Genomic DNA, 25,219 nt, shown 5'->3' with positions numbered 1-25,219 from the left:
GGGTCATTTACCTGCCTTCTCGGCACCCGCGGCGGGCTTCTTGCCTTTGAACATGCCCAGCATCCGATCGGTCACCACGAAACCACCGATCACGTTGAGCGTGCCGAACACCAGGGCCACGAACAGGATGAGCTGCACCCCGATCGACGGGTCCTCCATGCGGCCGAGCGTGACCAGCGCGCCCAGCACGACGATGCCGTGGATGGCGTTGGTTCCCGACATCAGCGGGGTGTGCAGGGTGTTGGGGACCTTCGAGATCACCGCAAAACCCACGAACCCGGACAGCACCAGAATCGCGATATTCGCCAAGAGCTCGCTGTACATCATTGCGCCTTCGTTGTCGGTTCGGCGTCACGTGTGACGCAGGAATCGGCCAGCACCTGGTCGGAGAAATCCGGTTTCAGTTCGCCGTCGGCGAGCATGAGTTCCAGCAGCGCCGCGATGTTCTTGGAGTACAGCTCGCTGGCGTGCTCGGGCATGGTGGCGGGCAGGTTCAGCGGCGAGCAGATGGTCACCTCGTGCTTCACCACGGTTTCCCCGGGCTCGGTGAGTTCGCAGTTGCCGCCGGTTTCCCCGGCGAGGTCGACGATCACGCTGCCCGGTTTCATCCCCGCGACCGCCGCGGCGGTCACCAGGCGCGGCGCGGGCCGGCCGGGGACGAGCGCGGTGGTGATGACCACGTCGAAACCCTTGATGGCGTCTTCCAGCGCCTGCTGCTGTTGTGCCTTCTCCGCATCGGTGAGTTCGCGCGCGTAGCCGCCCTCACCGGCGGCGTCGATACCGAGATCGAGCCATTGGGCACCCACCGAGCGCACCTGATCGGCGACCTCGGGGCGCACATCGTAGCCGGTGGTCCGGCCACCGAGCCGTTTGGCGGTGGCCAGCGCCTGCAAACCCGCGACGCCGACACCCAGCACCAGAACGGTCGCCGGTTTCACGGTGCCGGCCGCGGTGGTGAGCATGGGGAAGAATCGGGTCGATTCCGAGGCCGCCAGCAGAACCGCCTTGTAACCGGCGACATTGGCCTGCGAGGACAGTGCGTCCATCACCTGGGCCCGGGAAATACGCGGAATGGCTTCCACGGCGAAGGCCTGTACACCGGCTTCCTTCAGCGCGCCGATCTGGTTGTCGGCATTGCGCGGAGCGAGGAAACCGATGAGGGTCTGCCCCGAGGACAGTCTGCCTACTTCGGCGTCGCTGGGCGGGGCGACCTTGACGACCACATCGGCTTTCCACGGGTCGCCGATGGTCGCGCCGGCCTCCGTGTACGCGGTATCGGGAATGAGCGCGCCCAAGCCGGCTCCGGTTTCCACCACGATCTCCACGCCCTGTTTCACCAGGGTGGGAATGATCTTCGGCACCAGGGCAACTCGCCGCTCGCCCGCGGCGGTTTCGCGAACGACACCGACACGCGCCCCGCGCGGCGACGAATCGCTCACGGTATGCGTTGTCTCCACTTGTCTGTCTTCCCTCTCCTGCTGTGCTCGGCCGCCGATCACGGCGCCGGACGGTGGTGTTCACCGAAGACCACCGGCCCGAAATCCTCGCAACCGTACATCGGTCCGAGTGAGATTAGCTGAGATGCCCGTCACATTCGTACTGCCCGGCCGGTTATCTTCACATCGGTAAAGCCTGATCACGGGCGGTACGGCAGTGAACGTTGCCGAGGGTCTGAAAAGTTTGCGAATTCGCCCGGCCGACACTGGCGCCAGGAGCCCTCTTACACCGTAGAGTCGCCCTGTGAGCGACTGCGTTTTCTGCCGGATCGTGGAGGGCACCGCACCGGCCCACCGGGTCTACGAGGACGACACCGTCTGCGCGTTCCTGGACATCCGGCCGATCAGCCGTGGCCATACGCTGGTGATCCCGAAACGGCATGCCACCGATCTGTCGGAATTGGATGCCGGCACCGGGGCGGAACTGTTCCGGGTCGGCCACCGCCTGGCTCGGGCCGTACAGGGGCCCGGTTTCGCCGCCGACGGCGCGAATCTGCTGATCAACGATGGTAAAGCGGCATTCCAGACGGTCGGTCATGTCCATCTGCACGTCATGCCACGCCGCCACGGCGATACGCTGCGGTTCGCCGCCGGACTACTGATACGCCGGCTACGCGAACCAGAACGGATCGCTGCCGCGTTGCGGGCGGACCTGGCGGCCCTCGACGCTCCGGCCCCGGACCCCGAGACCGACTGAACCGACGAATTCCGCTCCAGCCCACGGAAGGCATTCCCGATGAACGATATTCCCGACCGGCCGCAGCTCGCCGCCCTCTTGGCCGAGCAGTTCGACGCCCTCGACGAGCTGGTGTCCGGACTCGACGAAGGGCACTGGCGGACCCCTTCCCCGCTCCCCGGCTGGACGGTGTTCGACGTGCTCGCCCACATCATCGGAACCGAATCGATGCTGCTCGGCGAGAAACCGCCGGCCCGCGATCCGGAGACCCCCGAGGTGGATGTGACAACGCTGCCGCATGTCCGCAACGAGATCGGAGCGTTCAACGAGATCTGGTTGCAGCGGCTGCGGCCCCGCTCGGGCGCGGAACTGCTCCAGCTGTACCGCGAGGTGACGGCCCGGCGCCGCACCGCACTGGCCACCATGGACGAGGACGCGTGGGTGACGCCGACACCTTCGCCCGTCGGCGAGGTGCCCTACGCCCGCTTCATGGGGATCCGGCTGTTCGACTGCTGGATGCACGAACTCGATATCGCCGATGCGCTCGGGACGGCTGTCGAGGAGGGCGGAGCCCGGGGTGAGGCGGCCTTCGCGGAGTTCGCCCGGTCCCTGCCGCGTGTACTCGCCAAACGGGGGAAGGCGCCGGCCGGGTCGCTGATCACCCTCGACGTGACCGGGCCGCTCGCCCGGACCCTGCACATCGGGGTCGCCGATCGCGCCGGCTATGTGGACGAAACCGATAGTGCGGCTACCGTGGCGATCACACTGGATTCCGGGCTGCTGGTACGACTCGGCGGCGGCCGGGTGACCGCGGACGCGGTGATGGACCGGATCACCTTCCGCGGTGACGCGGAGCTCGGGCGGCAGCTGATCCGCAACCTCGCGTTCACCATCTGAGGTGCGACTGTTCCTGTCCAGCTACCGTTTCGGCGCCCACTACGACCGGTTCGCCGCGCTGGTGGGCACACCGGGGCCCCTCGCCGTGATCGCCAATGCCTGTGATTCGTGGCCGCAGGCCCGCGCGGCCGCGGTGACCAGTGAGCTGGTCCCGTTACGTGCACTGGGGTTCGCCCCGCAGGAAGTGGATCTCCGCGAGTACATCGGTCGTCCGGCCGAGTTGGCGGCGCGGCTGCGCCGGTTTCCGGCGGTATGGGTGCGCGGGGGCAATACTTTCGTCCTGCGGGCCCAGTTCGCGCGCAGCGGTGCGGACCGAGTCCTGCCGGAACTGCTGGCCGCGGACGCGCTGGCCTACGCGGGCTACAGCGCGGGGGCCTGTCTGCTGTGCCCGGATCTGCGCGGCCTGGAGCTCTCCGATGATCCGGCGGAGGTGCCGCCCACCTGCGGAATCGAGCCCATCTGGGAAGGTCTGGGGCTCGTGGACCGCCCGATCGTGCCACATATCGATTCACCCACCGATCCGGAGGCCACGGGGAACGCGCTCGCCGCGCGCCACCGCGCCGCCGGCGTGGCCCACTGGGCCCTCACCGATGCCGATGCCGTCGTCTGTGACGCCCGGGGAACGCGCTGTTACACCGGCTAGTTCGCGGCTGCCCGTACCACTGTCGCGCGCCGCCGGAACACCACCCAGCGCATGGCCGCGTACATGTACACCGCTTCGCAGGCACCGGCCGACAATCGCGCCAGGTGGTACTGGACGCCGAGCGCGGCGAGCCCGGCCCCGACACCCAGGATGAAGGCGAGGTAGTTGAGCACCACCACCGCTGTATAGACGGTCAGCTGGCGCCCGGCCGGGGCCCGGGAGCGGAAGTTGAGCGTGCGGTTGAGGTAGAAGGCCAGCGCGAAAGCACAGATATAGCCCACCGTGACCGATAACCACCCCGGTAGCCCGAACCCACTGCGCAGCCCGGTGAGGATCAGCAGGTCGACACCGAACGTGCAGCTGTTGATCAGCGCGAACCCGAGGAAGGTCGGTGCGACCACCCGATTCAGACCCCAGGGCAGTCGGGCTACCACGGTCGCGCACCACCGGGCGAAACGGTTCGCCCCTGTTTCGACGTTCCTCGCCGGGCCCTGCACACGGCCAGCGTCGCAGGAGTAGATGAAGCGGAGATGAGCGGCCGGCGAACCCGCGGTCCGGCGGCCGTTCGAGGGCCGGCCACCATCCGGCGCGCCCCCGCTCCGAATTGCCATTTCAGCAATATAACTTGCCGATTACTCCACGGGTCGCGGATAGTCGGCACCGAGGAGGTGGTCAAGGTGACCGATCGACTGGAAAACGCCTACGACGTGGTGGTGGCCGGCGGTGGGGCGGCCGGGCTCAACGGCGCGCTCATGCTGGCCCGTTCGCGCCGATCCGTAGCGGTGATCGACAACGGGCAGCCGCGTAACGCACCCGCCGAAGGCGTCCACGGACTGCTGGCCCGCGACGGAATGCCGCCGGCCGAAGTCGTGGAACGCGGCCGAGCCGAGGTCCGCGCCTACGGCGGGCAGGTGATGACCGGGGAGATCGTGGCGGCAACCCGGGACGGCGACGGTTTCACGGTGTCCTTGAGCGACGGGCGCACGCTACGCGCACGCCGGTTGCTGGTGACCACCGGATTGATCGATGAGCTACCGGATATCCCGGGCCTGCGCGAACACTGGGGCCACGATGCGGTGCACTGCCCGTACTGTCACGGCTGGGAGGTTCGCGATCGCGCGATCGGCGTACTGAACACCGGACCGATGTCGACGCATCAGGCCCAGTTGTTCCGGCAGCTGAGCGACGATGTGGTGTTCTTCGCCCACACGGGGCCCGACCTCACCCAGGAGGACGCCGAACGGCTGGTCGCGCGCGATATCCGCATCGTGAACGGGGAGATCGCCGGGATCGAAGCGGACGGGGGCCGGCTCACCGGTATCCGGCTCGCCGACGGCACTGTGGTCGCCCGCGCCGTTGTCGCCCTGACCTCCCGAATGGTGGCCCGGTCCGCTTTCCTGGACGGCCTCGGACTGACCGCCACCGATCATCCCGCCGGTATCGGCAGCTATATCGCGGCCGATACCACCGGGCGCACCGAAGTACCGGGCGTCTGGGCCGCGGGCAATGTCACCGATCTCTCCGCGCAGGTCGGCGCGGCCGCCGCGGCGGGTGCGTTCGCGGGCGCCCAGATCAACGCGGACCTGGTGGAGGAAGAGGTCACCCGCGCCGTCGCCGGCCACCGCGCCGGTCTCACGACGACCGGCGCGCGGCCGGGCGCCGACTGATCAGCGCCCCTGTTTCCCGGCGGGCCGCCTCCGCCGCACGGGCCGGACGACTAGCGTTGGGGCGTGGACCTGCGCGAATTGATCGATCGACTGCCCGACAGAGCCGTACTCACCGACCCCGATGTCCTCGTCGGGTACCGGCAGGACTGGGCCAAGGATCCCGCGGCCGGGACACCCGCCGCGGTGGTCCGCGCGACCGACACCGCCGATGTGTCGGCGACCCTGCGCTGGGCGCATGAGCACCGGGTGCCGGTGGTACCGCGGGGCGCCGGCTCCGGATTGTCCGGCGGCGCCACCGCGGTCGACGGTGGGATCGTGCTCAGCACCGAGCGGATGCGCGCCATCCGGGTCGACGCCGTGACACGCACCGCCGTGGTACAGCCGGGGCTGCTCAACGCCGAGGTCAAGCGGACGGTGGCGGAGCACGGGCTGTGGTATCCCCCGGACCCGTCCTCGTTCGAGATCTGTTCCATCGGCGGCAACGCGGCCACCAACGCGGGCGGCCTGTGCTGCGTGAAGTACGGGGTGACCACCGATTATGTGCTCGGTATGGAAGTGGTGCTGGCCGATGGCACCGTGGTGCGGCTGGGCGGCCCCCGGCTGAAGGACACGGCGGGGCTGTCGCTGACCAAGATGTTCGTCGGCAGCGAGGGCATCCTCGGCGTCATCACCGAACTCACCCTGCGGCTGCTGCCCGCGCAGCCCGCTCAGAGCACGGTGGTCGCCTCGTTCGCCACCCTCACCGGCGCTATCGAGGCCATTCTCGCCATCACCGGCGCGCTGCGCCCGGCGATGCTGGAGTTCATGGACTCGGTCGCCATCAACGCCGTCGAGGACGAACTCCGCATGGGTCTGGATCGGCAGGCCGCGGCACTGCTGGTCGCGCGGTCCGACGCGCCCGGTGAGCACGCCGCCCACGAAGCGGAGATCATGCTCGAAGCCTGCCGCGCCGCGGGCGCCACCGAGGCCTTCCACACCGCCGACCCCGCGGAAGGCGAGGCGTTCACCGCCGCCCGGCGCTACGCCATCCCCGCGGTGGAACGGCTGGGTCCGCTGCTGCTCGAGGATGTGGGGGTGCCGCTGCCACGCCTCGGCGACCTGGTGACCGGTATCGCCGCGATCGCCCGCCGCAACGACGTCACCGTCTCGGTGATCGCCCACGCCGGGGACGGCAACACCCACCCGCTGATCGTGCACGACCCCACCGACCCCGACGAGACCGGACGCGCGCATCGCGCCTTCGGCGAGATCATGGAGCTGGCCATCACGCTCGGCGGCACCATCACCGGTGAACACGGTGTCGGCCGTCTCAAGAAGGCGTGGCTGCCGGAACAGGTCGGCCCCGAGGTGATGGAGCTGACCCGCCGGATCAAGGACGCCCTCGATCCGCACGGCATCCTCAACCCGGGCGCGATGGTGTGACCTCGGAACAAAGCCCACCCCCCGGGAGGTTCCACAGAACGTGACCACCGAACTCCGCCACAATGCCGCCGACACACGTTTCGAGATCTATCTCGACGGCGCCCTGGCCGGGTATGCCGACTACGCGGAAACCGAGAGCCCGAAGGTCCGCAACTTCCACCACACCATCACGTTCCCGGAGTTCCGGGGCCGCGGTGTCGCGGGCCAGGTGGTGAAGTACGCCCTCGACGAAACCCGCGATGCCGGCTATTCGGTCCTCGCCACCTGCTGGTACGTCGACGAATACATCGGCCGCAACCCCGAATACGCGGATCTGGTCCACCGCTGACCGGTTCGTTCCCGCGACGAGGGTGGAGCGGCCGGGCCGGGTTCAGTCGATCGTCTCGTCCAGGACCCACTGCCCGTAGGCCGGGTTCACCCCCGCCACCGGTACCGCGACCACCTGCGGTACCTCATCGGGGTGTTCGGTATTGGCCCGCTCGATGATCTCGGGCACCAGTGCGGCACGGGTGTGCAGCACGACCACCGCTTCCGACGCATCCTCCACCGCACCCTCCCACCGGTAGATCGACCGGATATCGGGAAAGATGTTCCCGCACGCCGCCAGGCGGTCCGAGACCAGCCGGCGGGTGAACTCCGCCAGCCATTCCTCGTCGGGTCCGCTGATGGTCACGTCCACAAGATCGGTATCGCTCACGGCTACATGATCCACGAGTCCGGGCGCGCCCGCGGCACCACCGTCCCCGGACTCCGGCGCTGATCACCGCATCGGCGCGGAGTCGTGCCCCGCGGTTCCGGCGATACGGGTCGCTCGCGCGGCGGACAGCTCGCCCGCGTGGGTCACCGCCCAGTCGGCGAGCGCTGATAGTGGGACCAGCAGCGTTTCGCCCAGTGGGGTGAGCCCGTACTCCACGGCGGGAGGGACGCTCGGGTGGACGACGCGATCGACGAGTCCGTCGTCTTCGAGCACGCGCAGTGTCCGGGTGAGCATGCGCTGGCTGATGCCCTCGATCGAGCGGTGCAACTCGTTGTAGCGATAGCGGCGCGCGGCCAGCAGCGCGATCACGATCAGGGACCATTTGTCACCGATACGACTCATCAGCCCTGAGACCGGGCACGACTGGTGCTCCGCGACCGGCACCGGTGTGGGCAGGCCGACCGCGACGAGGGAGGGCACAGGCGTGTGCGTACCGGACATAGAAGTGCCTTCTTTCGCTTCCGGCGGTGGCTGCCGAAGATGGGAACGACAGCCGGTTCTATGGAGGTGTGATGTCCAAAACCATTGTTATCAGCGGCGCTACGGACGGGATGGGCCGCGCCCTCGCGCTCGAACGGCTCGCCGGAGGTGACCGGGTCGTGGCGATCGGCAGCAATCCGGGTAAAGGGGAATCTCTCGCGGCGGCCGCCGGGCCCGACGCGGATCGACTGCTTTTCCTGCGCGCCGACCTGAGTTCGGTGGCGGAGGTCGAGCGGGTGGTCCACGAGATAGGTACCGCGTACGACGTGGTGGACGCTCTGCTGCTCTTCGCCAATCGAACGGCCCCGCGAAGAATCCGGACCGCCGACGGGTTCGAGTACACCTTCGCACTGTATTACCTGAGCCGTTACCTGCTGTCGCACGAGCTGGCGCCGCTACTGGAGAACAGCCCACGGCCGGTGATCGTGAGCGTCGCCGGTGTCGGGGTGACGAAAGGCGCGGTCCGCTGGGACGATCCGCACTTCAGCCGCGGCTACAGTGTGGTCCGCGCCCAGATACAAGCCGGTCGCGCCAACGATCTGCTGGGAGTGTCGTTCGCCGAGGAGCACGGCGGAAAGGTCGCGTTCGTTCTCTATCACCCGGGATTCACCAAGAGTGGTGACCTGTCCCCACTCGGTTTCTTCCCCAGGACCGCGATCCGTTTCCTCGCTACGTTCGCCGCGCGACCCGTACTCGAATCGATCCGGCCCCTGCACGGTTTCATCGATAATCCACCTGCCGCGCCTCTCACCGCTGTCGACCGCGGGCGCATCCTGGATCTGTCACTGCCCACACTCGATCCGGGCGATGCCCGGCGCCTGGCACGGCTCACCACCGATCTCCTGGCCGCCCGGGCCTGAATCCCGGGTCACCGGCGTCAGGGGCGTAGGCGCGCCCGAGACGGTCCGTATCCCCCGCTTTCCCGGCCGGTTCAGCGCGTGTATTGCTCGGCATACTCCCCGGCGGGCGGAATCTCGGTGATGACGTCGACCAGCACCCCGCTCGGGTCCGCGACGATGAAATGCCGCTGACCGAAATCCTCGGAACGGAGTTCGAGTTCGGGTTTCAATCCGCCCCGCACGACCAGTCGCTCCCATTCGGCGTCCACATCGTCGACCTCGAAGTTCAGCAGCAGACCCTGGACGGGTTCGCGGTAGCCCTCGGGAACGCTCGGATGGGTGGGGTCGAGCAGGGCCAGTTCGTGATGACGATCGCCCTGGACGCGCCGCAGGCTGACATACCAGTCCGCTTCGAAGGTGATATCGAAGCCGAACCAGCCGGTATAGAAGTCGCGCATCTGCGCGATACAGGTTGTGCCGACGACAGGATAGAAACTGCCGAGTGCCATGGTGTCCTCCAGAATTTTCACATACCGGCGGTATGCGAATTAAGCTAGTTCGCATACCGTCGGTATGTCAATGAGAGGTGGACATGGCCGGTTCGCTCCGAACCCAGCAGCGGGAACAGACCCGCCGAACGCTACTGCGCGCGAGCAGACAACTCTTCGCCACGAAAGGCTATGCCGCAGTCAGCATTTCGGATATCGTCGCGGCTGCGGGCACCACCAAGGGCGCGCTCTACCATCATTTCGACAGCAAACTGGACGTGTTCCGCGCGGTCCTCGGCGATATTCAATCCGAGGTCGGCGAGCGCGTCGCCGCCGCCGCGGACGCCCGGCCCGACCCGTGGGCCCAGCTCGTCACCGGCTGCGAAACCTTCCTCACCGTCTGCACCACCCCGGAGATCCAGCGGATCATGCTGATCGACGGCCCCGCGGTCCTGGGCTGGCAGGAGTGGCGCGCCATGGACGAGGCGGCCTCGGCCCGTCACCTCGCCGAGGCGCTGACCGCCCTGATCGACGCGGGCGACATCCCGCCCCAGCCGGTCGAGCCCCTCACCCATCTACTGTCCGGCGCCATGAACGAAGCGGCGCTGTGGCTCGCCTCCACCACCCACCCCCACGCCCTCACCGAAACTCGCACCGCGCTGCGTGGGCTCCTCCAGTCCCTCCGCGCCGAACCCCCACGATAAGCGGGCCGGCCGCACCGGCACACAGGCGGTAGCGGCCCGGAACGCCCTGGGCGATGCTGATACCGACTCGATTCCCACACCGCCGAAAGGAACCCGATGGCCGATCCGTCGCAGGCGTCCGCGATACGGTCGCTGGTCGACCAGCTGCTCGCCGCCGGCAACCCTTTCGATCCGGCCACGGCCGCGGCGGTCTGCGCTGTCGAACTGCGCGAGGTCCCCTGTTCGAACCCCTATATGCGCGAGTTCGCCGGCCGACCGAGCACCGGCCTGTTCGAAACACTGACCTTGCGGATACCACGTCCCGGCTCACCGGTGTCGCTGCATCTGGTCGCGTTGACGGTCCGGCCCGAGGTCGTCGTCCCGCACGGCGAACTGCGTGAATACTTCGAGCTGCCGAGGCAGGGGATGACGCTCGAGCCGCATGTTCCCCCGGAAGGGCTGATGTCGTTTCAGGAGGAGATCGGCGATACGACGCTGTTCCTCGACCTCACTGCGCAATCCGGGACGCTGACTTCCCTCGCCCTGCACCGCCGCGTGACCCCGGAACCGCATCCAACGGCTTGATACGGACCGGGGATCCCGGGCCACCGGTCACTCTTCTCCCTCGGGAAACATCATCCGGGCATCCCGCATACCCGGGTCGTTGTCGAAAACCCTGTGGAAGATCGCCTCGTAATGGGCCAGATAGGTCTCCGGCGTTCCGTTCTCCCCACGACCGCTCCGATACTCCCTCATGTAATAGTGGGCATTTTCGTCCCGGGCTTCGTCCCGAGTCATCTCCCCGCGCCGATACTGCGCGTAATGCTTCTCGTACTCGGCACCGAACTGGCCGGTAGGGCGCAACCGAGGCCCGCCCGCCTCGGCGACCTCGCGCAGGACCCGGCCTTCCACGAGCGCGGCTTCGCCCTCGTCCCGTAGATATTCGAAGGCACTGGAACGCACCCAACGGGTACGACCTTGCCCGTGGTACGGAATTTCCTGCGGCTTGTACGCCGAGGGGTACGCGTGTCCGGCCTCGTGCGCCAGCACGCGCAGGAGCTCTTCCGGATCGTCGCGGGTGCCGCTGTCCACCGTGATCGTGGTGTCACTGTGCTTCACATACGCCCCACCACCGATATCGCGGAACGCTATCGTCCACCCACTTCGCTTCAGCCCCCGGAGCAACTGCTGCAGGGTGGGCGACAGACCCGCCAATCGATCGACCTCGGCACCGAGTCCGGTCGTCTCGGGCCGAGCCTTGTCCGGCCGCTGCGGTAGCGGATTCTCCGCGGTCGCATCACCTTTCCCCGGAGGAGATTCCGGACTGCGGATTCCGGCGGCGAGCCGCCGATCCGCACGTTCGTGACGGTCGGCTGCCGCGCGTGCCTTCTCGGCGTGTCCCTGGAGCGCCGAAACCCGTACCGCCCGGTTGCCCACAATGAACTCCCGGGTTCCGGCAAGCACCCGATGAAACGCTCGCACGGCACCGCTGACCATCAGAACGCCGCTTCTCCCACCGATCCCCTCATCAACCGACGATATCCCCGGACCGTTTCCGCCGCAGCGTGATTCGAGGATCCGGAGCGGGAGTGAGCGCTTCTGCGGCGGTAACGCCTCGAACGACCGGCAAACCGGCCCGGCGGTGGCCCGGGAGTGATTCCCAGGCCGCCGACCGGGCGCCGTGATCCGGAGAATTACCCCTTGAGCAGGGCGCGGGACATGACGACCCGCTGGATCTGGTTGGTGCCCTCGTAGATCTGGGTGATCTTGGCGTCGCGCATCATCCGCTCCACCGGGAAATCGGTGGTGTACCCCGCCCCACCGAAGAGCTGTACCGCGTTGGTGGTGACCTCCATGGCCACGTCGGAGGCAAAGCATTTGGCGGCGGCGGAGATGAAACCGAGGTTCTTCTCGCCCCGTTCGGCGCGGGCCGCGGAGGTGTAGACCATGAGCCGCGCGGCTTCGATCTTCATCGCCATATCGGCCAGCATGAACTGGGTGTTCTGGAAGTCGGCGATGGCCGTGCCGAACTGTTTGCGGTCCTTGGTGTAGGCCAGGGCGGCATCGAGCGCGCCCTGGGCGAGGCCCACGGCCTGCGCGCCGATGGTGGGACGGGTGTGGTCGAGGGTCTGCAGGGCGGTTTTGAAACCGGTGCCGGGTTCGCCGATGATGCGGTCACCGGGGACGCGGCAGTTCTCGAAGTACAGTTCGGCGGTCGGCGAGCCCTTGATGCCGAGTTTGTGTTCCAGCGGGCCGACGACGAAGCCCTCGTCGTCCTTGTGCACGAGGAACGCCGAGATACCGTTGGCACCCTTGTCGGGGTCGGTTACGGCCATCACGGTGTACCAGGACGATTTGCCGCCGTTGGTGATCCAGCATTTGGAGCCGTTGAGGATCCAGTCGTCACCCTCCCGGCGGGCACGGGTGCGCATACTCGCCGCGTCGGAACCGGCCTCCCGCTCGGACAGCGCGTAGGAGGCCATCTCACCGTTGACGATATCGGGCAGCACCTTCTGCTTGAGCTCTTCGGAACCGTTCAGGATCATGCCCATGGTGCCGAGCTTGTTCACGGCCGGAATGAGCGAGGAGGAGCCGCAGACCCGGGCGACCTCTTCGATGACGATGCAGGTCGCCACCGAATCCGCGCCTTGGCCGCCGTAGGCCTCGGGTACGTGGACGGCGTTGAAGCCGGCGGCGTTGAGCGCGGTCAGCGCTTCCTCCGGGAAGCGCGCGTGCTCGTCGACGTCCTTGGCGTACGGGGCGATCTCCTTCTCACAGAGAGCGCGGATGGCCGAACGCAGCTCGTCGTGGAAGTCCGCCAGCTTGAAAAGATCGAAATCCGGGTTTCCCGCCATTGGGTTGCTCCTGTTTGCGCACGTGCCACAAGCGGGCACTCAGTGTCAGGTCTACGGCCACTATACCCCCTGAGCACAAGTGATCACTGGACGAAAGTCGACACTCAGTGCCATCAGCTTGTGGCTTCCGGCAAACTACCCAGCCGCTGCTGCAACAGGTCGGCGATATGCCGGACCGGGAGATCCCGCCGGAAGACCGCCACCACCATCTCCTCGTCACCGTCGGCGTGTCGTCCGCCACGCGGGATGGCACTCAGCTCCGCCCGCAGATCGGCCGGTCCCGCGGCCGACTCACCGCGTACCATCCGGCGCAGCAGATAGTTGTGCGTAGCGGTGACCGCGGCCGTGAACTGTACCCGCGCCAGATCGGAGGAATCCGGCAAACGCTCCCGCAAGTAGTCGGTGAACAGACGCTCGTAACGGAACACCGTGACGATCTCCCGATCACGCAACGCCGGCACCCGGCGCACCACGTGATAACGGCGCTCGGCGATATCCCGCCACCGGGTGAACCGCTCGAACACCTGGACCGCCGCCTCGCACACCGCCTCCCAAGGATCGATCTGCGCCTGCCCCAGATACTCCGCCGCCGCGGCGAGCTGTGCCTCGTGATCGGCGAAGATCACATCCTCCTTGGACCGGAACTGCCGGAAGAACGTACGCCGCGAAATACCGGCCGCCTCGGCGATCTCGTCCACCGATGTCGCCTCGTACCCCTGATCCGCGAACAAACGCAGCGCCTCGTCCACGACACCGAGACGGAAGCGGACCAGCTCACCGCCGGTACGGCGGACGGTTTCCTCGTTGCCCATGGCGCCACCGTATCGAGCGGCACACCGCAACCGTCAGAGCCCGCCCGTATCGACGACCACGTCGGCACCGCTGAACAGCAGATCGGGCGGACGTCGGGTGGCCCCTTCCCCGGCCATCCGCGCCTCGGGAGCGAGCGCGTACAACTCGTGCAGGAATACCTCCACGGCCAACGTCGCCAACTGTTTCCCCGGACAGATATGCGCCCCGAATCCGAACGTCAGCGGCAGCTTCCCGCCACGACCGAGGCCGAAACAATCCGGGAAAGCCGTGGGATCACGATCGGCCGCCGCGAACATCACCAGAACCGGGCCGGCGGGCAACTCCACCCCACTGGGCAGGGTGACGGGGCGAACGGTACGACGTTTCCAGGCCACCAGGCCCGGATCCAAGTGCAGAATCTTGGCCGCCACCCGCGCCGAATCGCCCGGGTCGGCCAACAGCTCCCACCAGTGCCGGTACTCGGCGCTGAGCAACCGCTGCACGCCCTGCTGGATACTTCCGCTCACTGTGTGCACCCCGGCCGCCAGGGAGTTGGCCACCGCCGAAACCGCGACCCGTCGCGGGATCCCCGCCTCTCGCAGCCGGGACGCGAACCCCACCCGCCCGGTGCGCAACTGGTGATCGACGGCCTGCCCGCTCACCGTGAACAGCTGCCCCAGCGCCGCCACCGCGCCGGCCAGTTCCCGGCCGCGCATCCAGCGCCCCAGCAACCCGGACTGGGCTCCGCTCCAGACCGCCACCCGCCCCCACTCCTCCGGCGGGAGACCCACCGCCGAACCGGTGACCCGGGTGGCGTAGTCGACGGACAGCGCGGTGATATCGAGAGTCCGGTGGTCCGCACCCGATTCGGTGAGGGCCGCACGGAAATACCCGGACAGCTCGGCGGCGCGGCGCGACCGGTCCGCGGCCGGGACCGTGAAGTGTCCGCCCGGACCGGCCATGGTGTCCCATACCCGTTTGTGCAGCGGCTCGTCGGTCAGATCAGCGGTCGCCTTGGCGGGCAACGGCAACAGATGACGCACCAGATGTGGGATCGCGCGCGGGGTCGCGGCGATCCGCGGGTAGCCGACCAGTGGTTCCAGCGCGTTCGTGCGCGATATACCGGGCGACGTGGCCTCGAGGAGGGCGCGGACATCGTCGTATTTCCAGATCATCCGCAGACCCGTCGCGTGCCGATAGGAATGCTCGGGCCATTCGTGCAGGCGCCGGTACAGTTCGTCGCGCTCGGCGAAGGTCGATTCGTTCGCGGTCACCGCCGCGAAAGGGAATTCCGCCACCACACCAACCTGCCCGGCCGCCCGATACGCCGGGCCGATCGTAAGCCTTCGCGACCGCTGCTGCTCCCAAGTGTGGAGAGACGAGCCCCACGGGTTCCCGGCGCCGCCCCCGGCTCCAGGCGCGGTGCTCCGCAGAGCGGCTCCGGGCGAGCTCGGCTCAGCCCATCAAACGCTTGCGCAGCGCCTCGTCCTTCTCCAGCACCATGGTCTCCAGTCCGGACTGGAACTGCTCCATCCGAGCGCGCAGATCGGCGTCGTGGGCGCCGAGAATCCGCGCGGCGAGCAGCCCGGCGTTGCGCGCGCCGCCGATGGACACGGTGGCCACCGGCACCCCGGCGGGCATCTGCACGATGGACAGCAGCGAATCCATACCGTCCAGGTATTTCAACGGCACCGGTACCCCGATCACCGGGAGCGGGGTCGCGGAGGCGACCATTCCGGGTAGATGCGCCGCGCCGCCCGCTCCGGCGATGAGCACCCGCAGTCCCCGGCCGGCGGCATCCCGGGCGTAGTCGAGCATGCGCTGCGGGGTGCGATGCGCGGAGACCACGCCGACCTCGAACCGGATCCCGAACTCGGCCAGCGCCTCGGCCGCCGCCTCCATGGTCGGCCAGTCGGAATCGCTGCCCATGATCAATCCGACCGCCGGGGAGCCCGGAACACTACCTGTCACCACGTCACTCATGCGGGTCCCATCCATCGGTCCATACCGCGTGCGACATCCAGTGCGCCGCGCGCTCGGCTCGTTCCCGTACCCGGGCGACCTCGTCGCCGAGCACGTTCACATGCCCGATCTTGCGGTCCGGTCGTTCGCCCTTGCCGTACAGGTGCACCTTGGCGTCCGGCATCCGGGCGAACAGATGGTGCAACCGTTCGTCCATCGACATGGCGGGCGCCTCGGGCGCACCGAGGATATTCGCCATCACGGTCACCGGAACCAGCGGGCTGGTATCGCCGAGCGGATAGTCGAGCACCGCGCGCAGATGCTGTTCGAACTGACCGGTGCGGGCACCGTCCATCCCCCAGTGCCCCGAGTTGTGCGGGCGCATGGCCAGCTCGTTGATCAGCAACCGGCCGTCGACGGTCTCGAACAGTTCCACCGCCATCGCCCCGACCACACCCAGATCGGCGGCCAGCCGCAGTGCGAGTTCCTCGGCCTCGGCGGCCACCTCCTCGGCGAGATCCGGAGCGGGCGCGATCACCACGGCGCACTGACCGTGCCGCTGCACCGTCTCCACCACCGGCCAGGTCGCGGCCTGCCCGTACGGCGAGCGGGCCACCATGGCCGAAAGCTCCCGCTTCAGTGGTACCCGCACCTCGGCCAGCAGCGCCACACCAGCGCCCAGCTGTTCGACGGCGATCTTGCCCGCCTCCTCGGCACCGGCCGGCATCCACACCCCGCGCCCGTCGTACCCACCGCGGATCGCCTTCAGCACGATCGGCCAGCCGTGTTCGTCCCCGAACCGCACCGCGTCGGCCTCGGTCTCGACCACGGCGAACGCGGGTACCGGGAGACCGCGCGCGGACAGTTCCCGGCGCATGGCCAGCTTGTCCTGGGCGTAGCGCAACGCGCCCGGCGGCGGAAGGACATTCACCCCCTCGGCGACCAGCGCCTCCAGATGTTCGGTCGGGACGTGCTCGTGATCGAAAGTCAGCGCGTGCGCTCCGGTGGCGGCCCGGCGCAGGGCGTCCAGATCGGTATGGCTGCCGAGCACCACATCGGGGCTGACCTGGGCCGCCGGATCATCCGGGCGTTCGGCGAGCACCCGGAGCCGCTGCCCCAGCTCGATCGCCGCCTGATGCGTCATCCGCGCCAATTGGCCGCCGCCGATCATGGCGACGGTCGGCATCGCGGCAGGGTCGAAACTACGTGCGTTCACGTCGGTCAATACTGTCACGTCCTGCGGGAACAGCGGCTGCCGGTATGCTCGGACCTTGTGTCATTCGTCGACGATGCGGTGCGTATGCTCCCGCAGCCCCTCCAGGAGATCGCCTTCCGGAACCGCGAGCTCATCAAGTTCGCCATTGTCGGCGCGACCACCTTCGTCATCGACAGCGGGATCTTCTACGTCCTGAAGTGGACCGTTCTGGCGGAGAAACCGATCACCGCGAAAATCATCGCGGGGGTCATCGCGGTGATCGCCTCCTACATCCTGAACCGCGAATGGTCGTTCAAGAACCGCGGCGGACGGGAACGCCATCACGAGGCGCTGCTGTTCTTCGTGGTCAGCGGTGTGGGGGTGGTGCTCAGTTTCCTCCCGCTCTACGCCTCCCGCTACATCTTCCAGCTGCACCAGCCCACGGTCAGCTTCATGGTGGAGAACATCGCCGACTTCATCAGCGCCTACATCATCGGCAACCTGCTGCAGATGGCCTTCCGGTTCTGGGCCATGCGACGCTGGGTCTTCCCCGACGAGGTCGATCAGATGCTCGAGGAACTGGAGGAGTACGTGGAAGGGGAACACCACCGGCGCCTCGGCCGCTGAATCGCGCCGGCTCGCTCGCTTCCCCGTTTCACCGCGGCTCCCCCATCGCCCGGGGCTCCGCCCGGGCCGCCAGCGGTTTGCCGAGGAACACCGCGAACAGCGCGGGACGGCGCCGCTGCAATTCCAACCGCCCACCGTCGGCTTCGATGAGTGCCCGGGCCAGCGCCAGACCCACACCGGTGGACCCGGCGCCGGAGAAACCGCGGTCGAAGATATGCGGTGCCAGCTCGTCGCTGACCCCTTCCCCCTCGTCGGCCACCTGCACACACACCAGCGGTTCCCGGTCCTGCCCCGGCCGCACTGTGCGCACCGAAACCGTGCAGGTGCCGCCACCGTGCATCAATGCGTTGTCGACCAGTACGGTTACGGCCTCACGGAGCCGGGAACCGGTGATCGGCGCGCGTAGCGACTCGTCACCGGTGAGGTCCAGGGTGCGGCCGGCTTCCCGGAACGGATGGGTCCATTCGGCGACGATCCCGCGCAGTTCGTCCATCACCGGTACCGGGTCCCGGTCGGTGGCGTCCTCGTGCCGCGATGCCCGCACCAGATCGTCGATGGCCTCGGTGAGGCGATCCACCTGTGCCATCGCCTCCTCCGCCTCGTGCACCACATCCGGATCGGTATGCGCGGACAACTCGTCCAGCCGCAGGCGGACCGCCGTCAGCCGGCTGCGCAGCTGATGCGAGACATCGGCCACCAGCGCGTGCTCCCGCTGCAACCGTCCCGCGATCTCGACCGTGGCGGAATCGAGTACATCCGACACCCGGTCCAGTTCGGCGATCCCGTGCCGGCGGGGATCCGGGCGGAAATCACCCATCGCGAGCCGGGCGGCGCGAGCCGCCACATCCCGGATCGGGTCGGCGACCCGGCGCGCGGTCACGATGGCGACGGTGATCGCCGCCCCCAGCGAGATCGCCACCGCGAGGGCCACCCCGGCCACCGCCTGCCGCTGGCGGGCCTTCATCGGTGTGGCGGGCACCTCGAGCCGCAGCGAACCGTCGGTCCCCATCGACAGGGACTCCACCAGCGGGTCGTTCACCGTATCCGCGCCCACCTCGACCTGGGCCGCGTTGTCCCCCGGCGCCGGGTACACGACGGTGAGCCGGCCGCCCTCCGGAACCAACGGTTGCACGGTGCGCAGATCCAGCCCGCCACGCACCACACCGGTGCCGCGCTCCTGGCCGATCACCTCCGCGGCGATCAACTCCAGCCGGCCGCGCAGATCGTTGCGGGTGATGTCCTCCACCCACAGCCACGCCGTATAGGTGAGCGGTACCCCGAGGACCACAGTGGTCAGCAGCAGAACGGTCAGCATCGACCGCAGAATCCGGCGCCGCACGTCAGTCGGTGTTCAACCGGAAGCCCACACCGCGCACGGTGACGATACGACGCTCCGCCATCGGGCCCTCGTCGCCGATCTTGCGCCGCAACCAGGACATATGCATATCCAGGGTTTTGGAACCGCGTAGTTCGGCGTCACCCCACACCTCGCGCAGGATGGTCTCCCGCGGCACCACCTGGCCGGCCCGATCGATCAGTACTTTGAGCAGCTCGTACTCCTTGTTCGCCAAACCGACCTCGACCCCGTTGACCAGTACCCGGCGCGCCGCCGGCTCCAGCCTGATTCCGCCGACCTCCACGGTATCGTCGCCGATACCGCTGCGCCGCAACAGCGCGCGCACCCGGGCCAGCAACTCGGCGAGCCGGAACGGTTTGCCCACGTAGTCGTCCGCCCCCGCATCCAGCCCCACCACGAAATCCACCTCGTCGGTCCGGGCCGTCAGCATCAGCACCGCCATTTCGGCGCCGCGGGCGCGTACCTGACGGCACACCTCCAACCCGTCCATTCCCGGCAGTCCGAGGTCGAGGATCAACAGATCATGGTGTCCCTCCAGCGCCCGGTCCAATACGGCGGGACCGAAACTCTCCACGGTTACCGTGTATCCCTCGCGGCCCAGGGCTCGTGAGAGCGGCGCGGCAATGGCCTCGTCGTCTTCGCCCAGCAGTACGGCGGTCATAGCGACCAGATTACGGTCCGCGGGCCCGCCGCCTCGGGGCTCGCGACCGGACACCCGCGCGGGTGGCGCGTTCAGTACACGCCGTGCCGCGGTGAGGCCTCGAAAACCTGGTGGTACAGCAGGGCATGGATCTGCTCGACCCGGGGGATATCGGCGTACTCGAGGGGCTCCTCGGATGAGGAGCCGATGATCAGCTCACCGGTGCCGAACATGCGGTCGATCAGCCCGTGCCGGAACTGCACACTCGAGATCCGGCTCATCGGAATATCGATCCCGCTATGGGTCACGATGCCCTCACGGACGAGCACTCGCCGATCGGTGACGATGAAATGTGTCGTCTTCCAGCTCAGGATCGGGCCCACACAACGCCAGGCCAGCACGGCCAGCCAGACGACCAGGATCACGATCAACAGCACCGATCTGATGCCCGGGTCCACGGCACGCCATACGAGCCCACCGAGGAAACCGGCCACAGCTGTCGTGAGGACGAGCGTGGCGATGGGCCCCAGCAGCATCTTCCAATGCGGGTGGGTGTGCAGGATCAGCTCTTCGTCGGGCGCCAGCACTTCCTCCGGATAACCCATTGCCGCACTTTACCCCGCGAAAATGCGCAGAGGTGCATTTGCGCTGCCGAAAGAGCGGGCCTTTCAGTCGGTGGGGCGGAGGTGGGTGATATCGGCGGCGGCCACCGGCTCGTCGTCTATGAGGAGCCGGCCCTGCGAATCGATATCGCGGGCGATACCCGTGCGGGTTCTTCCGCCGGGGAGTTCGGCACGCACCCGGGAGCCCAGGGTGGCGCAGCGGTCACGGTAGGCGGGGGCCAGGACAGCGCTGTCCCAGCCCGAATCACGCCAGGTGGTGTAGCGGCGGGCGAACTCGGTGAGCAGGGCGAGCACCAGGGTCGTGCGGTCGGTCTCGGCGGCGCCGGCCAGGGTGAGCGAGGTGGCATGCGGGACCGGTAGTTCATCGGCGGTGAGGCTCACGTTCAGGCCGACACCCACGACGACGGCGGGCCGGGGGCCGCCGGCCACCTCGGCGAGGATTCCGGCTGTTTTACGGCCCTCGATCTGCACGTCGTTGGGCCATTTCAGGGCCGCGGGCACCCGCGCGGTCGAGCGCAGCGCATCCACCACCGCGATACCGGTGAGCAGGGGGAGCCAGCCCAGCGCCGCGGGTTCGGCCCCCTCGGGCCGGAGCAGCACCGACAGCGATATCTGGGCGCGCGGGGGACTCGCCCAGGCCCGCGCCAGTCGGCCGCGACCGCGCTCCTGCGCTTCCGCCAGCAGTACCGCGCCGTCCACTTCCGGATCGGCGGCACGTGCGATCAGATCCGCGTTGGTGGAACCGGTCGATTCGACGACGTCCACTCCCGTGAACAGTGAGAGCTCCGGGCGAGCGGTCAGCGATCGTCGTAGATGTTCGACGTCCAACGGTGGCCTCTGCACCAGGGCAGGGTACTGACGGTACCGGCGGGCACCCCCGGCGGGGCGCCCGCCGGTACCGTCCGGCTATCCGGCCAGCTCGTAGCACATGAGATCTACGCCACCATCGGCGTGCTCGGAGTCCGTGATCTCGGCCTGTTCGGCACCGGCCCGGGTTTCGGTGATCGCCGGCTCGGGCTCGGCTGCCCGGCGGGTGAACGCGACGGCTTCCGGAAACTCACCTGTGCGAGTTGTCCAATGCCACATAGCAGGCCCCTCCCCTCTCCACTTCCGAAGTGGCCTGCCGCAAGGGTATTGCGCACGCAGTCGATGCGAAAGCGATTTGATTGCCGGTGCCGCGCGAACCCCACACCCGCCATCGTTGGGAATGGTCACCACCGCGATTCGTGGTACACATATGGACCAGCGACGACTGACCCACCTGGGGTTTTCTCCACAGCGATCTACTCATCAGTAGCCAGATGTGGGTTAACAGGGCGGTACCGCTCTGGTTACACTCCGAGCCATGACGAGTGTCCAGCAGCAGCCCACGCCGGATTCGGCAGGTGCGCCCGATATCCACACCACCGCCGGCAAACTGGCTGACCTGCGGAATCGACTCGAAGAGGCCAAGCACCCGATGGGTGAGGCCGTGGTCGACAAGGTGCACGCCAAGGGCAAGATGACCGCCCGCGAACGCATCCTCGCCCTGCTCGACGAGGACTCCTTCGTCGAACTCGACGCCCTGGCCCGGCACCGCAGCGTCAACTTCGGCCTGGACAAGCAGCGCCCGCTCGGCGACGGCGTGGTGACCGGCTACGGTACCATCGACGGCCGCGAGGTCTGCATCTTCAGCCAGGACTCCACGGTTTTCGGCGGCAGCCTCGGCGAGGTGTACGGCGAGAAGATCGTCAAGGTCATGGACCTGGCACTCAAGACCGGCCGCCCGCTGATCGGCATCAACGACGGCGCGGGCGCGCGCATCCAGGAGGGCGTCGTCTCGCTCGGCCTCTACGGCGAGATCTTCCACCGCAATATCCAGGCCTCCGGGGTGATCCCGCAGATCTCGCTCATCATGGGCGCGGCCGCGGGCGGCCACGTGTACTCCCCCGCGCTGACCGATTTCGTGGTGATGGTCGATCAGACCAGCCAGATGTTCATCACCGGACCGGACGTCATCAAGACGGTCACCGGTGAAGAGGTCACCATGGAGGAGCTGGGCGGCGCCCACACCCATATGGCGAAGTCGGGAACGGCGCACTACGTCGCCTCCGGCGAACAGGACGCGCTCGACTACGTCAAAGATCTGCTGTCCTACCTGCCCAGCAACAACCGGGCGGAGGCGCCGCGGTACCCGGCCTCGGACCCGATCACCGGCGCGCTCGAGGATTCGCTCACCGAAGAGGATCTCGAACTCGATACGCTGATCCCGGATTCGCCGAATCAGCCCTACGATATGCACGAGGTCATCCGGCGGCTGCTCGACGACGACGAGTTCCTCGAGGTCCAGGCCGAGCGCGCGATGAACATCATCATCGGTTTCGGCCGGGTCGACGGCCGTAGTGTCGGGATCGTCGCCAACCAGCCGACCCAGTTCGCCGGCTGCCTCGATATCGATGCCTCGGAGAAGGCCGCGCGCTTCGTGCGCACCTGCGATGCCTTCAATATCCCGATCATCACCCTCGTGGATGTGCCCGGCTTCCTGCCCGGTACCGACCAGGAGTACAACGGCATCATCCGGCGCGGCGCCAAGCTTCTCTACGCCTACGGCGAGGCCACTGTGGGCAAAATCACGATCATCACCCGCAAGGCCTACGGCGGCGCCTACGACGTCATGGGTTCCAAGCATATGGGTGCCGATGTGAACCTGGCCTGGCCCACCGCCCAGATCGCCGTGATGGGCGCTTCCGGTGCGGTCGGTTTCGTGTACCGCAAGAAGCTGGCCGAAGCCGCCCGCGAGGGCGCCGACGTGGACAAACTCCGCCTGGAACTGCAGAACGAGTACGAGGACACTCTGGTCAATCCGTACGTCGCCGCGGAGCGCGGTTACGTGGACGCGGTCATTCCGCCGTCGCATACTCGCGGCCAGATCGTGTCCGCGCTGCGGCTGCTGGAACGGAAGATAGTGACCATGCCCCCGAAGAAACACGGCAACATCCCACTGTGATCCGGCGATACGCTCAGTAGGCCGCACCCCGATTTCGGGTACGCGCTCGGTGAGAGACGATCGGTCCCGGCCACGCGCGCCCGATCGAGGCAAGAGAGAGGACCTGGCACTGTGACGATTGTGGCAGAAGAAGAAGTATTGGCCGCAGCCGAACTGGACCTCGCCACCGGCGATCTGGCGGCCGATACCGCGGACGAGGCAGGCGCGAGCACCGCCGCCGCGACGACCGGGGATCAGCAACCGTTCCTCGTGATCGAGAAGGGCGCGCCGACGGACGCCGAGATCGCCGCGCTGGTCTGTGTCTTCACCGCTGCCGCCGCGGCGGCCTCGGCGCCCGCCGATCCCGGGCCGCAGGACCTGTGGGGCCGGCCCACCCTGCTGCATCGCGGTAGCTCCCCCTTCTCGCCGTATTCCTATCCGCAGCTCTCGCATCTGCGCTTCTGACATCGAACCCAGGAGATCTCCACACGTGACCCGGCTGGTTCTCGCGTCCGCGTCACCCGCCCGCCGGTCGGTGCTGCGCGCCGCCGGTATCGAACCCTTGGTCCGGGTATCGGATGTGGACGAGGACGCGGTAGCGGCCGCGCTCCCCGCCGGCACCGGGCCCCGGAAGGTGGTCGTCGAACTGGCCCGGGCCAAGGCCCGGGCCGTCGCCGGTGCCCTGGCCGGTGAAACACCCGGGCCCGGCACCGACCTGGTGGTGGTCGGATGCGATTCGATGCTGCTGATCGACGGCGTCCTCCAGGGCAAACCCCATACCCCCGAGGTGGCGCAGGCCCGTTGGCAGGCCATGGCGGGTCACCACGCGGATCTGATGACCGGCCACTGTGTGCTCCGCGTGCGAGACGGCGCCGTCACCGCCGAGGCGACCGACTGCAGCGCCACCACGGTGCACTTCGGCAAGCCCGATCCGGCCGAACTGGACGCCTATATCGCCACGGGTGAACCGCTGCAGGTGGCGGGCGCGTTCACCCTCGACGGACTGGGCGGCTGGTTCGTCGACCGGATCGACGGCGATCCCTCCAGCGTGGTGGGTATCGGCCTACCACTGCTGCGCCGGCTGCTCCAGGAAGTGGGTGTCGGGATCGCCGCTCTGTGGGCCGGTCACGCCTGAGGGCTGCGTGGTCCGGAAGAGCCGCCCTCCCTGCTGACGAGCGGACGGCACCAGCGGCCCGGTGGTCGCCGGAAGCGGTTCCTCGTCCACGGCCGCGGAAGCGGGCGGCAGCTGGCTGCCCGGCGGTACCGTTTGCCCGGACGCCCGCGACATCCGCGCGGCCCGGCCCGCCGCCGGATCGATGCGGCCCGGTTCCGGCTGTACGCGCGCCGCGGCGGTGAGCGGGGGTTCCGTGGGCGGACTACCCGGCCCGGAAGCCGTGCGACGCAACCGCACCTCACAGACATCCTCCGCCACGAACGGCGCCAGCTCGGCCTCCACCCTGCCGGCCGCGCCGTTGCGCTCCAGCAGCGCGGCGAGCAGCCCCCGATGCACCCCGCAGACCACCTCGGTGTGGGTACGCGCCAGATCGCGCAGCGGGCAGGCCGTCAGCCGGATCACCGTACCGTCCTCCGGATCACGCGCGGCGCTCTCCCGGCCGTCGCGTTCGGGGGCGAAACCCAGTTCCGACATCAGCGAGACGATCCGCTCCTTCGCATCGCGCACCGACTCGATCGGCTCCCCGGCCGTATCCAGTTTGCCGCCCCACGCCCGGCCCGCGGCCAGGCCCGCCGCCGCCTGCCGGTCCGGGTCCGGTCCCAGCTGGTCGGCCAGCACCTGGGCCAGGTCCTGGTATCCGATGGTGCGCTGCACCGCCCGGTAGCCGATCCGCGGCCGGCCGCGACCACGCGGCGGCTGCTGGAACTGCCGGACCAGCGATTCCCGGGTGAGAATATCGAGATGGAACCGCACCGTCGTGACGTGCTGACCGGTCATCTGAGCCAGTTGCTGGGCGTCGAGGGGTTCGTTCGCGCTGCGGAGGATCGCGAGCAGGCGCCGCCGCGGCCAAGAATCAGACATAGCTCACCCCCTCCTTCCGGGAGACTTTATCGGAGATATGTGCGCCTAAAACGCCCATTGCACCGACTCTGTGCTCTGCAACAAGTTCACGTCAAGTCACACTTACTATCCACAGTGCGC

The 25,219-nt window shown here is 68.1% G+C and carries 31 protein-coding genes; 13 read left to right on the top strand and 18 right to left on the bottom strand.

Annotated elements, in window-relative coordinates:
- Nucleotides 1-3 precede the first annotated feature (3 nt).
- Nucleotides 4-324 carry an NAD(P) transhydrogenase subunit alpha part 2 gene (locus ACYR7D_RS10825; RefSeq protein ID WP_459550117.1) on the bottom strand — a complete coding sequence of 107 codons (321 nt, stop codon included), beginning with the start codon at nucleotides 322-324 and terminating at the stop codon, nucleotides 4-6.
- Nucleotides 324-1,439, bottom strand: a complete 1,116-nt coding sequence (locus ACYR7D_RS10820) for a Re/Si-specific NAD(P)(+) transhydrogenase subunit alpha (protein ID WP_459549474.1) — start codon at nucleotides 1,437-1,439, stop codon at nucleotides 324-326. Before ACYR7D_RS10820 ends, ACYR7D_RS10825 begins: the two co-directional genes overlap by 1 nt.
- Nucleotides 1,440-1,740: 301 nt before the next feature.
- Here ACYR7D_RS10820 and ACYR7D_RS10815 point away from each other — a divergent pair, with 301 nt between their 5' ends.
- Genes ACYR7D_RS10815 through ACYR7D_RS10805 form a run of 3 tightly spaced genes read left to right on the top strand, consistent with a single transcriptional unit; the run spans nucleotide 1,741 to nucleotide 3,712 of the window.
- On the top strand, nucleotides 1,741-2,193 hold the full coding sequence (locus tag ACYR7D_RS10815; RefSeq protein ID WP_459549473.1) for an HIT family protein: 453 nt from the start codon (nucleotides 1,741-1,743) through the stop codon (nucleotides 2,191-2,193).
- 39 nt (nucleotides 2,194-2,232) lie between these two features.
- Nucleotides 2,233-3,069: a maleylpyruvate isomerase family mycothiol-dependent enzyme gene (locus ACYR7D_RS10810; protein ID WP_459549472.1), complete on the top strand. Its 837-nt coding sequence runs from the start codon at nucleotides 2,233-2,235 to the stop codon at nucleotides 3,067-3,069.
- Nucleotide 3,070: 1 nt separating this feature from the next.
- Nucleotides 3,071-3,712: a Type 1 glutamine amidotransferase-like domain-containing protein gene (locus tag ACYR7D_RS10805; RefSeq protein ID WP_459549471.1), complete on the top strand. Its 642-nt coding sequence runs from the start codon at nucleotides 3,071-3,073 to the stop codon at nucleotides 3,710-3,712.
- On the opposite strand, the gene ACYR7D_RS10800 is transcribed toward ACYR7D_RS10805, so the two are convergent.
- On the bottom strand, nucleotides 3,709-4,209 hold the full coding sequence (locus tag ACYR7D_RS10800) for a GtrA family protein (RefSeq protein ID WP_459549470.1): 501 nt from the start codon (nucleotides 4,207-4,209) through the stop codon (nucleotides 3,709-3,711). The two genes, ACYR7D_RS10805 and ACYR7D_RS10800, sit on opposite strands and share 4 nt — an antisense overlap.
- Nucleotides 4,210-4,389: 180 nt before the next feature.
- Here ACYR7D_RS10800 and ACYR7D_RS10795 point away from each other — a divergent pair, with 180 nt between their 5' ends.
- The 3 genes from ACYR7D_RS10795 to ACYR7D_RS10785 all read left to right on the top strand — a co-directional run bounded on the left by ACYR7D_RS10795 (nucleotide 4,390) and on the right by ACYR7D_RS10785 (nucleotide 7,129).
- A complete protein-coding gene (locus ACYR7D_RS10795; protein WP_459549469.1) occupies nucleotides 4,390-5,379 on the top strand; it encodes an NAD(P)/FAD-dependent oxidoreductase in 990 nt (329 codons plus the stop codon).
- A 63-nt stretch (nucleotides 5,380-5,442) separates the two neighbouring features.
- Nucleotides 5,443-6,801, top strand: a complete 1,359-nt coding sequence (locus tag ACYR7D_RS10790) for an FAD-binding oxidoreductase (protein ID WP_459549468.1) — start codon at nucleotides 5,443-5,445, stop codon at nucleotides 6,799-6,801.
- A complete protein-coding gene (locus ACYR7D_RS10785) occupies nucleotides 6,764-7,129 on the top strand; it encodes a GNAT family N-acetyltransferase (RefSeq protein WP_459550116.1) in 366 nt (121 codons plus the stop codon). Before ACYR7D_RS10790 ends, ACYR7D_RS10785 begins: the two co-directional genes overlap by 38 nt.
- Nucleotides 7,130-7,171: 42 nt before the next feature.
- Here the strand turns inward: ACYR7D_RS10785 and cutA are convergent, their stop codons facing one another.
- Together cutA and ACYR7D_RS10775 are read right to left on the bottom strand one after the other, a co-directional pair.
- Nucleotides 7,172-7,498, bottom strand: a complete 327-nt coding sequence (cutA, locus tag ACYR7D_RS10780) for a divalent-cation tolerance protein CutA (RefSeq protein ID WP_459549467.1) — start codon at nucleotides 7,496-7,498, stop codon at nucleotides 7,172-7,174.
- Between the two features lie 63 nt (nucleotides 7,499-7,561).
- On the bottom strand, nucleotides 7,562-7,999 hold the full coding sequence (locus tag ACYR7D_RS10775; RefSeq protein ID WP_459549466.1) for a winged helix-turn-helix transcriptional regulator: 438 nt from the start codon (nucleotides 7,997-7,999) through the stop codon (nucleotides 7,562-7,564).
- Nucleotides 8,000-8,070: 71 nt separating this feature from the next.
- Between ACYR7D_RS10775 and ACYR7D_RS10770 the strand changes: the two genes are divergently transcribed.
- Entirely contained in the window at nucleotides 8,071-8,898 is an 828-nt protein-coding gene (locus ACYR7D_RS10770; protein WP_459549465.1) for an SDR family NAD(P)-dependent oxidoreductase, read from the top strand.
- Between the two features lie 71 nt (nucleotides 8,899-8,969).
- Here the strand turns inward: ACYR7D_RS10770 and ACYR7D_RS10765 are convergent, their stop codons facing one another.
- Nucleotides 8,970-9,407, bottom strand: a complete 438-nt coding sequence (locus ACYR7D_RS10765; RefSeq protein WP_459549464.1) for a VOC family protein — start codon at nucleotides 9,405-9,407, stop codon at nucleotides 8,970-8,972.
- A 62-nt stretch (nucleotides 9,408-9,469) separates the two neighbouring features.
- On the opposite strand from ACYR7D_RS10765, the gene ACYR7D_RS10760 reads away from it, so the two are divergent.
- Nucleotides 9,470-10,069 (top strand): TetR/AcrR family transcriptional regulator, encoded by a 600-nt coding sequence (locus ACYR7D_RS10760; RefSeq protein WP_459549463.1) that lies wholly within the window; start codon nucleotides 9,470-9,472, stop codon nucleotides 10,067-10,069.
- Nucleotides 10,070-10,165: 96 nt separating this feature from the next.
- Nucleotides 10,166-10,633, top strand: coding sequence for a hypothetical protein (locus ACYR7D_RS10755; protein WP_459549462.1), 468 nt, complete (start codon nucleotides 10,166-10,168; stop codon nucleotides 10,631-10,633).
- A 27-nt stretch (nucleotides 10,634-10,660) separates the two neighbouring features.
- Here ACYR7D_RS10755 and ACYR7D_RS10750 read toward each other — a convergent pair whose 3' ends face one another.
- From ACYR7D_RS10750 to ACYR7D_RS10725, 6 genes are all read right to left on the bottom strand, one after another.
- The gene (locus ACYR7D_RS10750; protein WP_459549461.1) at nucleotides 10,661-11,512 is read right to left on the bottom strand and encodes a hypothetical protein; all 852 of its coding nucleotides are present in this window, start codon (nucleotides 11,510-11,512) and stop codon (nucleotides 10,661-10,663) included.
- A gap of 230 nt (nucleotides 11,513-11,742) precedes the next feature.
- A complete protein-coding gene (locus ACYR7D_RS10745; protein ID WP_459549460.1) occupies nucleotides 11,743-12,903 on the bottom strand; it encodes an acyl-CoA dehydrogenase in 1,161 nt (386 codons plus the stop codon).
- Between the two features lie 113 nt (nucleotides 12,904-13,016).
- Complete coding sequence (locus ACYR7D_RS10740) at nucleotides 13,017-13,715, bottom strand: TetR family transcriptional regulator (RefSeq protein ID WP_459549459.1); 699 nt, start codon at nucleotides 13,713-13,715, stop codon at nucleotides 13,017-13,019.
- 33 nt (nucleotides 13,716-13,748) lie between these two features.
- Complete coding sequence (locus ACYR7D_RS10735; protein ID WP_459549458.1) at nucleotides 13,749-14,993, bottom strand: cytochrome P450 family protein; 1,245 nt, start codon at nucleotides 14,991-14,993, stop codon at nucleotides 13,749-13,751.
- Nucleotides 14,994-15,150: 157 nt separating this feature from the next.
- Complete coding sequence (gene purE, locus ACYR7D_RS10730; protein ID WP_459549457.1) at nucleotides 15,151-15,678, bottom strand: 5-(carboxyamino)imidazole ribonucleotide mutase; 528 nt, start codon at nucleotides 15,676-15,678, stop codon at nucleotides 15,151-15,153.
- Nucleotides 15,671-16,843, bottom strand: coding sequence for a 5-(carboxyamino)imidazole ribonucleotide synthase (locus tag ACYR7D_RS10725; RefSeq protein ID WP_459550115.1), 1,173 nt, complete (start codon nucleotides 16,841-16,843; stop codon nucleotides 15,671-15,673). The genes purE and ACYR7D_RS10725 overlap by 8 nt, the downstream gene beginning before the upstream one ends.
- 114 nt (nucleotides 16,844-16,957) lie before the next feature.
- On the opposite strand from ACYR7D_RS10725, the gene ACYR7D_RS10720 reads away from it, so the two are divergent.
- Nucleotides 16,958-17,479 (top strand): GtrA family protein, encoded by a 522-nt coding sequence (locus tag ACYR7D_RS10720; protein WP_459550114.1) that lies wholly within the window; start codon nucleotides 16,958-16,960, stop codon nucleotides 17,477-17,479.
- 28 nt (nucleotides 17,480-17,507) lie between these two features.
- Here the strand turns inward: ACYR7D_RS10720 and ACYR7D_RS10715 are convergent, their stop codons facing one another.
- The 5 genes from ACYR7D_RS10715 to ACYR7D_RS10695 all read right to left on the bottom strand — a co-directional run bounded on the left by ACYR7D_RS10715 (nucleotide 17,508) and on the right by ACYR7D_RS10695 (nucleotide 21,185).
- A complete protein-coding gene (locus ACYR7D_RS10715) occupies nucleotides 17,508-18,818 on the bottom strand; it encodes a sensor histidine kinase (RefSeq protein ID WP_459549456.1) in 1,311 nt (436 codons plus the stop codon).
- A 1-nt stretch (nucleotide 18,819) separates the two neighbouring features.
- The gene (locus ACYR7D_RS10710) at nucleotides 18,820-19,497 is read right to left on the bottom strand and encodes a response regulator transcription factor (RefSeq protein WP_459549455.1); all 678 of its coding nucleotides are present in this window, start codon (nucleotides 19,495-19,497) and stop codon (nucleotides 18,820-18,822) included.
- A gap of 71 nt (nucleotides 19,498-19,568) precedes the next feature.
- Nucleotides 19,569-20,081, bottom strand: a complete 513-nt coding sequence (locus ACYR7D_RS10705; protein ID WP_459549454.1) for a PH domain-containing protein — start codon at nucleotides 20,079-20,081, stop codon at nucleotides 19,569-19,571.
- Nucleotides 20,082-20,144: 63 nt separating this feature from the next.
- A complete protein-coding gene (locus tag ACYR7D_RS10700) occupies nucleotides 20,145-20,942 on the bottom strand; it encodes a biotin--[acetyl-CoA-carboxylase] ligase (RefSeq protein WP_459549453.1) in 798 nt (265 codons plus the stop codon).
- Between the two features lie 63 nt (nucleotides 20,943-21,005).
- Nucleotides 21,006-21,185 (bottom strand): hypothetical protein, encoded by a 180-nt coding sequence (locus tag ACYR7D_RS10695; RefSeq protein ID WP_459549452.1) that lies wholly within the window; start codon nucleotides 21,183-21,185, stop codon nucleotides 21,006-21,008.
- Between the two features lie 259 nt (nucleotides 21,186-21,444).
- Between ACYR7D_RS10695 and ACYR7D_RS10690 the strand changes: the two genes are divergently transcribed.
- From ACYR7D_RS10690 to ACYR7D_RS10680, 3 genes are all read left to right on the top strand, one after another.
- Complete coding sequence (locus tag ACYR7D_RS10690) at nucleotides 21,445-23,085, top strand: acyl-CoA carboxylase subunit beta (protein WP_459549451.1); 1,641 nt, start codon at nucleotides 21,445-21,447, stop codon at nucleotides 23,083-23,085.
- A gap of 111 nt (nucleotides 23,086-23,196) precedes the next feature.
- Entirely contained in the window at nucleotides 23,197-23,529 is a 333-nt protein-coding gene (locus ACYR7D_RS10685; protein WP_459549450.1) for an acyl-CoA carboxylase subunit epsilon, read from the top strand.
- 25 nt (nucleotides 23,530-23,554) lie between these two features.
- Nucleotides 23,555-24,199 (top strand): Maf family protein, encoded by a 645-nt coding sequence (locus ACYR7D_RS10680; RefSeq protein ID WP_459549449.1) that lies wholly within the window; start codon nucleotides 23,555-23,557, stop codon nucleotides 24,197-24,199.
- Here the strand turns inward: ACYR7D_RS10680 and ACYR7D_RS10675 are convergent.
- Nucleotides 24,128-25,099, bottom strand: coding sequence for a helix-turn-helix transcriptional regulator (locus tag ACYR7D_RS10675; protein ID WP_459549448.1), 972 nt, complete (start codon nucleotides 25,097-25,099; stop codon nucleotides 24,128-24,130). The genes ACYR7D_RS10680 and ACYR7D_RS10675 overlap by 72 nt on opposite strands.
- Nucleotides 25,100-25,219 lie beyond the last annotated feature (120 nt).

It is taken from the genome of Nocardia sp. X0981, from assembly GCF_977089955.1.
Note: the sequence above shows the minus strand (reverse complement) of the source record. Positions and strands in the feature narration are given on the sequence as shown.

Excerpts from the sequence above, each read along its gene's own strand:
- ACYR7D_RS10825 (WP_459550117.1), bottom strand. The coding sequence starts at position 324 with ATGTACAGCGAGCTCTTGGCGAATATCGCGATTCTGGTGCTGTCCGGG.
- ACYR7D_RS10810 (WP_459549472.1), top strand. The coding sequence starts at position 2,233 with ATGAACGATATTCCCGACCGGCCGCAGCTCGCCGCCCTCTTGGCCGAG.
- ACYR7D_RS10775 (WP_459549466.1), bottom strand. The coding sequence starts at position 7,999 with ATGTCCGGTACGCACACGCCTGTGCCCTCCCTCGTCGCGGTCGGCCTG.
- ACYR7D_RS10770 (WP_459549465.1), top strand. The coding sequence starts at position 8,071 with ATGTCCAAAACCATTGTTATCAGCGGCGCTACGGACGGGATGGGCCGC.
- ACYR7D_RS10760 (WP_459549463.1), top strand. The coding sequence starts at position 9,470 with ATGGCCGGTTCGCTCCGAACCCAGCAGCGGGAACAGACCCGCCGAACG.
- ACYR7D_RS10755 (WP_459549462.1), top strand. The coding sequence starts at position 10,166 with ATGGCCGATCCGTCGCAGGCGTCCGCGATACGGTCGCTGGTCGACCAG.
- ACYR7D_RS10745 (WP_459549460.1), bottom strand. The coding sequence starts at position 12,903 with ATGGCGGGAAACCCGGATTTCGATCTTTTCAAGCTGGCGGACTTCCAC.
- ACYR7D_RS10740 (WP_459549459.1), bottom strand. The coding sequence starts at position 13,715 with ATGGGCAACGAGGAAACCGTCCGCCGTACCGGCGGTGAGCTGGTCCGC.
- purE (WP_459549457.1), bottom strand. The coding sequence starts at position 15,678 with ATGAGTGACGTGGTGACAGGTAGTGTTCCGGGCTCCCCGGCGGTCGGA.
- ACYR7D_RS10725 (WP_459550115.1), bottom strand. The coding sequence starts at position 16,843 with ATGCCGACCGTCGCCATGATCGGCGGCGGCCAATTGGCGCGGATGACG.
- ACYR7D_RS10720 (WP_459550114.1), top strand. The coding sequence starts at position 16,958 with ATGCTCCCGCAGCCCCTCCAGGAGATCGCCTTCCGGAACCGCGAGCTC.
- ACYR7D_RS10710 (WP_459549455.1), bottom strand. The coding sequence starts at position 19,497 with ATGACCGCCGTACTGCTGGGCGAAGACGACGAGGCCATTGCCGCGCCG.
- ACYR7D_RS10705 (WP_459549454.1), bottom strand. The coding sequence starts at position 20,081 with ATGGGTTATCCGGAGGAAGTGCTGGCGCCCGACGAAGAGCTGATCCTG.
- ACYR7D_RS10695 (WP_459549452.1), bottom strand. The coding sequence starts at position 21,185 with ATGTGGCATTGGACAACTCGCACAGGTGAGTTTCCGGAAGCCGTCGCG.
- ACYR7D_RS10690 (WP_459549451.1), top strand. The coding sequence starts at position 21,445 with ATGACGAGTGTCCAGCAGCAGCCCACGCCGGATTCGGCAGGTGCGCCC.
- ACYR7D_RS10675 (WP_459549448.1), bottom strand. The coding sequence starts at position 25,099 with ATGTCTGATTCTTGGCCGCGGCGGCGCCTGCTCGCGATCCTCCGCAGC.